Below are 8,943 nucleotides of genomic sequence, written 5' to 3' on the forward strand. Positions count from 1 at the left end.
CTCCTCGCCGTCCTGACTTCTCTCGTGGGGGCTACCCGTGGCCCCGGTAGCCGTCTCGGTAAGGTCACTCCAGGAGCGTCGGCTGGGTGGCGCCCGCGGCACGGCGGATCGAATCGGGTGGGTGGGACCGGCCCAACGACGATGGAGGCAGGAGCACATATGTCCGGTGGTGCGGTCGCGGGCCTGATCGCGTCGGGCGCGTTCGCGGTGCTCGTCCTCTTCGGCTGTTACGTCCTGCTCAAGCTCGGCAAGATCTTCGATGAGGCCGCGGCCCGGGTACGCCAGACCGGTCTCGCCCTCGACGAGGGAACCGCCCGGGTCCGGCAGGCCGGCGCGACGGTCGACGAGGTCAATCTGGCACTCTCGCACGTCAACAAAGAACTCGACCGGGTCGATGCGATTACGGCGAACGTGCAGTCGATCACGACCAACGTCTCCTCGCTGACATCGTTGTTCGCGGCGACGCTCGGCGGCCCGATGGTGCGTGTCGCGGCGTTCAGCTACGGCGTGCGCAAGGCGGCGGCCAAGCGGACCCGCTCGGAGGTCGAGTCCCGGGTGACGGCCCAGATGAAGGCCGAGAAGGCGGCGCGCCGGTCGGCCGGGCGCGGCGGCCCGCAGCCCGCGGGCGAGAAGACTCCGTCGGTGCCCACGGCCGCCGGCGCGGCGGGCGGGCGTAGGGGAGGCCGGTAGATGTCGAGGATCTTCTATCTCGCTTTCGGGGCGGCGGCCGGCGTCGTGGTGGTGCGCCAGGTGGCGAAGGCCGCCGCCTCCCTGACGCCGACGAGCCTGGCCGGCTCTCTCGTACAGTCGGTACAGGAGTTCCTCGCGGACGTGCGCGAGGCCGCGGCCGAGCGGGAGGAGGAGATCCGTGTCGCGCTCGGCCTCGACGGTGATCCGGACGAAGCAGATCGGGGCGACGAAGCGGATCGGGGCGACGAAGCGGACCGGGGCGATGAGGTCGGGGCTGCCTCGCCCCGGGACGCCGCAGCGCAGGCCGCCGGCTCCGGCGCGCCGCGCTACCCCGCTGACCTCGACGACGCCGAACGCACGATGCGGCTCGTCCCCGGCGCCCGGCGGCCCTGAGGACTCCCTCGCCCGCGGGCCGGGGGCACCTGCCCTCACCGCAGCCCGGAAGGCGCGCCCGACCACAGCGCGCCACCCCGGGATGTCGAACCTCTTCCCACGAGTCTGGACGACGTGAACCCGATGGACACGGCCGAGATCCGTAGCCGCTTTCTCAACCACTTCGCCCGGCGCGGGCACACCGTCGTCCCGAGCGCCTCACTGGTCGCCCAGGATCCGACGTTGCTGCTGGTCAACGCCGGCATGGTGCCGTTCAAGCCCTATTTTCTCGGGGATCTCCCGGCGCCGTGGCCGCGGGCGACCAGCGTGCAGAAATGCGTGCGGACGGTCGACATCGAGAATGTCGGGCACACCGCGCGGCACGCTTCCTTCTTCCAGATGTGCGGCAACTTCTCGTTCGGCGACTATTTCAAGGCCGAGGCGATCCCGTTCGCCTTCGAGCTGCTCACCGAAGGGTTCGGCTTCAAGGCCGACGACCTGTGGGCGACGGTCTACCTCGACGACGACGAGGCCGAGGGGATCTGGCGCGAGCTGCTGCCCGCCGAGCGTATCCAGCGCCGCGGCAAGGAGGACAACTTCTGGTCGATGGGCGTGCCCGGGCCGTGCGGGCCGTGCAGCGAGATCTACTTCGACCGCGGCTCCGCCTACGGCCGCGAGGGCGGTCCGATCGCGGACGAGGAGCGCTACCTCGAGGTCTGGAACCTCGTCTTCATGCAGTACGAGCGGGGCGAGGGCGCCGGGTACGACTATCCGATCGAGCGTGAGCTGCCGGCCCGCAACATCGACACCGGGATGGGCCTGGAGCGGATGGCGACCATCCTCCAGGGTGTCGACAACCTCTACGAGATCGACATCTCCCGGCCGGTGCTCGACGCTGCCGGCCGGCTGACCGGGCGGCGCTACGGCGCGGACCCCGCCGACGACGTGCGGTTGCGAGTGATCGCCGACCACACCCGCACCGCCGCGATGCTGATCTCCGACGGCGTCGTCCCCTCCAACGAGGGGCGCGGCTACGTGCTGCGCCGCATGCTGCGCCGGGCGATCCGCAACGCCCGGCTGCTCGGCGCCCACGAGCCGGTGATGAGCGAGCTGTTCGCGGTCGTCGGCTCGGCGATGGGGAGGATCTATCCCGAACTGGTCGACAACGCCGAGACGATCACCGGGGTCGCCGTCGCGGAGGAGCAGGCGTTCGCCGAGACGCTGCGCACCGGCACCACGATCTTCGACACCGCGGCGCGCCAGGCCCGATCCCTGGGCTCGACCATGCTGGGCGGCGAGGCGGCCTTCAAGCTGCACGACACCTACGGCTTCCCCATCGACCTGACGCTGGAGATGGCCGCTGAGGCGGGCCTGTCCGTCGACGAGGCGGGTTTCCACCGGCTGATGGACCGCCAGCGGCAGGCTGCGAAGGCGGACCGGGCCGCGCGGCGGATCGGCAACGTCGACCTGTCCGCGTTCCGGCCGATCCTGGCCCGTTCCGGCCCGACGACCTTCACCGGGTACGAGGAGCTCAGCCGGGCCTCCGGCGTGGTGGGCCTCGTCGGCATCGCCGACGGCGTGGGGCTGGCGGCGGCGGGGGAGGGCACCGAGGTCGGGGTCGTGCTCGACGCGACCCCCTTCTACGCCGAGAGTGGCGGCCAGGAGCCCGACCTCGGTCGGCTGCGCTTCGACGGCGGCGAGGTCGAGGTGCTCGACGTCCAGCGGCCCGTGCCCGACCTGGTCCTGCACCGGGTGCGGGTGCTCGGCGGCGAGCTGCGGCTTGGCGCGGAGGTGTTCGCGGAGGTGGATGCCGATCGTCGCCGCGCGGTCTCCCGGTCGCACACCGCCACCCATCTCGTGCACACCGCGTTCCGTCGCGCGCTGGGCGAGGGCGCGACCCAGGCCGGTTCGCTGAACTCCCCGGGCCGGCTGCGGTTTGACTTCCACGCCCTTGGCGCGGTGCCGCCGTCGGTGCTCGCCGACGTCGAGGACGAGATCAACGAGGTCGCCCTGCGTGACCTGCCGGTGCGGGCCTTCGTGACCACGCAGGAGGAGGCCCGCCGGCTCGGCGCGATGGCGCTGTTCGGCGAGAAGTACGGGGACGCCGTGCGGGTCGTCGATGTGGGCGACTACGCCCGCGAGCTGTGCGGTGGCACGCACGTCGCGAGCTCCGCGCAGCTCGGCGCGGTGAAGCTGCTGTCGGAGGCGTCGATCTCCGCGGGCACCCGCCGGGTCGAGGGGCTGGTTGGCCTCGACGCCTTCCGCTACCTGGCGCGCGAGCATCTCCTGGTGTCGCAGCTGTCCACCGCGCTGAAGGCCCGTCCGGACGAGCTGGTGGACCGGGTCACCGACATCGTCGGCCGGCTGCGCGACGCCGAGCGGGAGCTGGAACGACTGCGGGCCGCCGCGGTGCTCGCCGGGGCCGGGGCGCTGGCCGAGGGTGCCGAGGAGGTGGCTGGCGTCGCCGTGGTCACCGCCGAGGTGCCCGCCGGCACCGCCCCCGACGACGTGCGGCTGCTGGCGCTGGACGTGCGTGGGCGGCTGGCCGGGCGGCCCGCCGTCGTCGCCGTGGCCAAGGCCGACGGGTCGTCGATCGTCGTGGTGACCGACGACGCCGCGCGCGGCCGGGGGCTGCGCGCCGGTGACCTGGTGCGGCAGTCCTGGGCGAGCCTGGGTGGCAAGGGCGGCGGCAAGCCGGACGTGGCCCAGGGTGGCGGGGGGGACCCACAGCTGGTGCCGGCGGTGTTTGCCAGGCTGCGGGGGCTGGTGGCCGAGCACGCCTCGCGGTGAGCGGCTCGGGCTTCCGGCCCGGGGATTCTCGGCCCGGGGATTCTCGGCCCGGGGTGCGGATCGGGGTCGACGTCGGCTCGGTGCGGGTCGGGGTCGCCGCTAGCGACCCCGGCGGCGTGCTCGCGGTTCCGGTGACTACCCTGGCCAGGGATAGACGGGGCAATGCGGACATCGATCAGCTTGTCCTCATCGTCCGGGAGCGGCAGGCTGTAGAGGTCGTGGTCGGCCTGCCCAGACAGATGTCCGGGCAGGAAGGCCGGGCGGTCCGGCTGGTGCGGCAGTACGCCGAGGTACTCGCCGAGCGGATCGCACCCGTCCCCGTGCGTTTTGTGGACGAGCGGCTCACCACGGTTGCGGCTCATCGCAGGATGGCCGAGCGTGGCGTTCGTTCGCGTGCCCGCCGGAGTCTCGTGGATCAGGAGGCAGCCGTGCAGATCCTGCAGCACGACCTGGACAGCCGCCGGGGGAGCGGCGCGCCTGGCGCGATCGGGTGTGCCGCCCCGGTCACGGGTCCGGACGGCGTGGTCCGGGCTCCGGGAGACGACCCCCGGGCCCCGGGCGGTGCCGTCCCGCCGTCGGGCGAGAGGTGACCGGCGGCGACCTCGACGAGATACTCGACGAGGACCCCTACTCGCGTCGCCGTCGGGCCCGCCAGCGCGATGATCGTTACCTGGATGATCGTTACCCGGCTGATCGCTACGCCGACGATCAGTACCCGGACGACCGTGCCGGGGTCGGCTGGGACCACCGCGCCTGGGACGACGGCGGCGGCTGGGACGAGCCCGATCCCGACGGCGGCCGGCGCGGTCGCGCGCTGCCGAAGCTCATCGCGGTGCTCGTCGTGGTCGCCGCCCTGCTGGGACTGGGGATCTACGGCGTGGGGAAGGTCGTCGGGCACATCTCGACCGGCGAGCCCGCCGACTACTCCGGCTCCGGTGAGGGCATCGCGGTGGTCCAGATCCCGGCCGGGGCGAGCACTCGCGAGATCGCCGGGGAGCTGCACGACGCGAACGTGACCGCGAGTGTCGCCGCGTTTGTCAAGGCCGCCGCCGCGAACCCGAAGTCGCTGGGCATCCAGCCGGGCACCTACCGTCTGCACACCAGGATGAGCGCCGCCGCGGCGCTCGAGGCCCTGCTCGACCCGGCCTCGTCCGCGCCGTTCAAGTTCGTCATCAAGGAGGGCATGACCGTCCGTGAGGTCCTCACGGCACTGCATGAACGCCTCCCGGGCACGTCGATGGCGGGCCTGGAGGCGATCGCGAAGAACCCCACCCAGCTGGGCCTGCCGTCCTACGCGCCGCCGAACCTGCTGGAGGGCTATCTTTTCCCGTCCACCTACGACCTCGTGCCCGGGGCCACGCCCGAGCAGCTGCTGCGCTCCTTCGTCGACCGCTTCAAGCGGGAGACCGCGGCGATCGATCTGGAGGGCAGGGCCGCCGCGATCGGGGTCCTGCCGAAGGACATCGTCACCATCGCCTCGATCATCGAGAAGGAGGTGGCCAACCGCGACGAGGGTCCGAAGGTGGCCCGGGTGATCTACAATCGGCTCAAGGACACGTCGGGGAGATTCGGCCGGCTCGACATGGACTCGACCACCCGCTACGCCACGGACGGGTACGAGGGGCCGTTGACCAGGGAACAACTCTCCCAGAACAACCCGTACAACACACGGGCCGTGAAAGGGTTGCCGCCGGGCGCAATCTCCAACCCCGGCGTCTGGGCGCTGCGGTCGGCGCTGGAACCGGCCGACGGATCGTGGTTTTATTTCGTCTCCATGCCGCAGAGCAAGGTGACGGTCTTCGCCACCACGGAGCGGGAGTGGGAGCAGGCAGAGGCCCAGTACCGGCGTGAAGGGGGCCGTGAGTAGTGCGAGGGAAGCCGCGAGCATGAGGCCGCGAGTATGAGGAGGGCCCGGTAGTGCCGGAGATCGTTCCCGCCGGCACGGCCCCGGCCCGCAGCCGGCCCCCTGAGTGCCATCGTCGGCCCGTGGAACCGTCGGCGACCGTCGCGGCTACCGCGTCGCCGTCGAGCCCTGCCCGCGCCGCCGTGCTCGGGGCACCGGTGGGCCATTCGCTCTCCCCGGTGCTGCATGCCGCCGCCTACGCCAGGCTCGGTCTCGCGGTGACGTACACCGCCGTGCACTGCGACGAGACCGGGCTCGCCGCGATACTCACCCGGGTCCGCACGGATCCGGACTGGGTCGGGCTGTCCCTGACCATGCCGCTCAAGACCGTCGCGCTCGACCTGCTCGACGAGGTGGACGCGACGGCGGCGGTCATCGGCGCCGTCAACACGGTCGTCGTCGGGCCCGCCGGTCGGTTGCGTGGCTACAACACCGACGTGGACGGCATCAGCATGGCGCTGCGCCGGGTGATGCGCGGCGCGGTCCCGTGCCAGCCGCTCGTACTCGGTGCCGGTGGCACGGCCCGCGCCGCGGTCGCGGCGGTTGCCGCGGCGGGCTGCACCCGCCTCGGCGTCGTCGCCCGCCGGCCCGCCGCCGTGGCGGAGGTGGCGGAGATCGGGTCGCGGCTGGGCGTCGAGGTCACCGCGCTGCCCTGGGATCTGCTGGCCGCGGGCCTGCCTGCCGGCCCGGATCTGGTCATCTCCACCACGCCCGCCGGCGCGACCGACGGGCTCGCCACCAGACCGTGGTCGCCAGCCTGTCAGCTCGTAGAACTGCTCTATCATCCCTGGCCCACGGCGCTGGCCGCCGCGGCCTACCGGGCCGGTGCCCGGGTCGCAGGTGGCCTGGAGATCCTCGCCGCCCAGGCCGTGGGGCAGGTCGAGCACTTCACCGGGCAGGTGGTTCCCGCCAGCGTTCTGCTGGCCGCGGGCCAGGCCGCGCTGGACGAGCGGGCGCAGGCGGACAGGCCCCCGGCGGTGCCGGCGGTGGAGGTCGGCGTGCCGGCCGGCCATGGTTTCGCGGGGAGCGGTCCCCGCGGCCGCGGCGGACCTGCCGGCGGGTAGCGGTGCCGGGAGTGGTGCCGGGCGGCGCGCTCAGCATGTTGATCGCCCTTCCGGCGCTCGCCGCCTTGCCGTTCGGTCGCCGGGTCGTGGCCGGCGTGCCGGCAGTGCCCGGGGAGGCCCCGCACCGGGAGGTGCCCGGGGCGGTGGCGCTCGGTGCCGTGACGGTGCTGGTCGCCACGGCCGTGACCGTCGCCCTGCACGATCATCCGAGCTGGTTGCCGGCCTACGTGTACCTGGCGGTCGTCGGGGTCTGGCTGGCCGTGATCGATCTTCGGGTGCACCGCCTGCCCGACCATCTGGTACTGCCGTCCTACCCGGTGCTTGCCGGGCTGTTCGGCCTCGCCGCGCTGGTCACCGCCGAGCCCGACCGTCTGCTGCGCGCCGGGGTGGCGGCCGCCGCCGTCTGGATGATCTTCCTGGGGGTGCATTGCCTGCCGAGGGCGGGACTCGGGCGCGGCGATGTCAAGGTGTCCGGCCTGCTGGGCGGTGCGCTGGGCTGGCTCGGCTGGCCGAGTGTGGTGTTCGGGCTGTTCGCCGGCGTCGTCCTCGGGGGGCTCTGGGTAAGCGCGCTGCTGGTGGCGGGCCGGGTCGGCCGGCATGACCGCATCGCCTACGGTCCCTTTCTGCTTGCCGGGACGCTGCTCGCCGTCCTCGGCCGCGCCGGCTGATCTCGGTTGTTCTACTTGATCAATATTATTTTGTTTAATCCCAATCATCCTATTTGATCCTGATAGTTCCGTTTGATTCCGGTCGTCCTGCCTGATCGCGGTCGTGACCTGGGCGGTGAGCGTGAAAGACTGGAGTCATGGTGCGTTGGCTGACGGCGGGGGAGTCCCATGGTCCCGCCCTGGTGGCGACGGTCGAGGGGCTGCCCGCCGGGATCCGGATAACCAGTTTCGACATCTCCGCCGAGCTGGCCCGCCGCCGGCTCGGGCACGGTCGCGGCGCGCGGATGAGCTTCGAGCGTGACGAGGTCGAGCTGCTCGGCGGAGTCCGCCACGGCGTCACTCTCGGCGGCCCGGTCAGCGTGGTCGTCCGCAACACCGAGTGGCCCAAGTGGGAGCGGGTCATGTCGCCCGACCCGGTCGATCCGGCGGCGCTGGCGGGCCTGAGCCGCGCAGCCCCGCTGACCCGGCCCCGGCCCGGCCACGCCGATCTCGCCGGCATGCAGAAGTACGGGTTCGACGACGCCCGGCCCGTGCTGGAGCGCGCCAGCGCCCGGGAGACCGCCGCGCGGGTCGCGCTCGGCACCGCGGCCAAGGCGCTGCTGCGGCAGGCATACGGCATCGAGGTGATCTCGCACGTCGTCGCGATCGGCGCGGTCGAGGTGCCCCCGGGGGTGCCCGCCCCGACGTCGCTGGCGGCGGTGGATGCGGACCCGGTCCGCTGTGCCGACCAGGCGACCAGCGTGCGGATGGTCGCCGAGATCGACGCAGCCCACGCCGACGCGGACACCCTCGGCGGCATCGTCGAGGTGCTGGCGTATGGCTGCCCGCCCGGGCTCGGCAGCTACGTGCACGGCGACCGGCGCCTCGACGCCCGGATCGCGGGCGAGCTGATGGGCATTCAGGCGATCAAGGGCGTTGAGTTCGGGGACGGTTTCACCACCGCGCGGCGGCGGGGTTCCGTGGCGCACGACGAGATCGAGCCGGCCGGTGCCGGCGGCCGGCGGGTGCGGCGGGCGACTGCCCGGGCCGGCGGGGTCGAGGGCGGCATGACCACGGGTGAGCCGTTGCGCGTGCGGGTGGCGATGAAGCCGATCTCCTCGCTGACCAGGCCGTTGTCCACGGTGGACGTGTCCACTGGCGAGGCGGCGGTCGCGATCAACCAGCGGTCCGACGTGTGCGCGGTGCCCGCGGCCGGGGTGGTGACGGAGGCGATGGTCGCCCTCGTGCTCGCCGGCGCGGCGCTGGAGAAGTTCGGGGGGGACTCGGTGGAGGAGACCCGGCGCAATTACGAGGGGTACCTGAAGTCCCTGGTCATCCGCTGATCGGCGGCGGGAATCGGCAGGCGGCGAAGACAGAGGATCATCGTGGGGGAGCCGGCGACGGACGCGTGGGCGGGGCCGATGGCCTGGACGGGGCCGATGGTGGTGCTGGTCGGAGCGCCCGGAGCGGGGAAGAC

Annotated in this window: 8 protein-coding genes; all 8 read left to right on the forward strand. The window is 72.7% G+C overall.

Annotated elements, in window-relative coordinates; all coding sequences use genetic code 11:
* Nucleotides 1-159: 159 nt before the first annotated feature.
* The 8 genes from AC08OP_RS15525 to aroC all read left to right on the forward strand — a co-directional run bounded on the left by AC08OP_RS15525 (nt 160) and on the right by aroC (nt 8,809).
* Complete coding sequence (locus tag AC08OP_RS15525; protein WP_476614854.1) at nt 160-690, forward strand: DUF948 domain-containing protein; 531 nt, start codon at nt 160-162, stop codon at nt 688-690.
* Nucleotides 691-1,083, forward strand: a complete 393-nt coding sequence (locus AC08OP_RS15530; RefSeq protein WP_476614855.1) for a hypothetical protein — start codon at nt 691-693, stop codon at nt 1,081-1,083. It abuts the gene before it with no gap.
* A gap of 123 nt (nt 1,084-1,206) precedes the next feature.
* A complete protein-coding gene (gene alaS, locus AC08OP_RS15535; RefSeq protein ID WP_476614856.1) occupies nt 1,207-3,852 on the forward strand; it encodes an alanine--tRNA ligase in 2,646 nt (881 codons plus the stop codon).
* Nucleotides 3,849-4,442 (forward strand): Holliday junction resolvase RuvX, encoded by a 594-nt coding sequence (gene ruvX, locus AC08OP_RS15540; RefSeq protein ID WP_476614857.1) that lies wholly within the window; start codon nt 3,849-3,851, stop codon nt 4,440-4,442. Before alaS ends, ruvX begins: the two co-directional genes overlap by 4 nt.
* Complete coding sequence (mltG, locus tag AC08OP_RS15545) at nt 4,439-5,719, forward strand: endolytic transglycosylase MltG (protein WP_476614858.1); 1,281 nt, start codon at nt 4,439-4,441, stop codon at nt 5,717-5,719. Before ruvX ends, mltG begins: the two co-directional genes overlap by 4 nt.
* Nucleotides 5,720-5,769: 50 nt before the next feature.
* Nucleotides 5,770-6,819 carry a shikimate dehydrogenase gene (locus AC08OP_RS15550; RefSeq protein ID WP_476614859.1) on the forward strand — a complete coding sequence of 350 codons (1,050 nt, stop codon included), beginning with the start codon at nt 5,770-5,772 and terminating at the stop codon, nt 6,817-6,819.
* Between the two features lie 35 nt (nt 6,820-6,854).
* Nucleotides 6,855-7,487 carry a prepilin peptidase gene (locus tag AC08OP_RS15555; RefSeq protein WP_476614860.1) on the forward strand — a complete coding sequence of 211 codons (633 nt, stop codon included), beginning with the start codon at nt 6,855-6,857 and terminating at the stop codon, nt 7,485-7,487.
* A gap of 137 nt (nt 7,488-7,624) precedes the next feature.
* Nucleotides 7,625-8,809 (forward strand): chorismate synthase, encoded by a 1,185-nt coding sequence (aroC, locus tag AC08OP_RS15560; RefSeq protein ID WP_476614861.1) that lies wholly within the window; start codon nt 7,625-7,627, stop codon nt 8,807-8,809.
* Nucleotides 8,810-8,943: the final 134 nt, after the last annotated feature.

This window comes from Frankia sp. CeRuru1, from assembly GCF_977966315.1.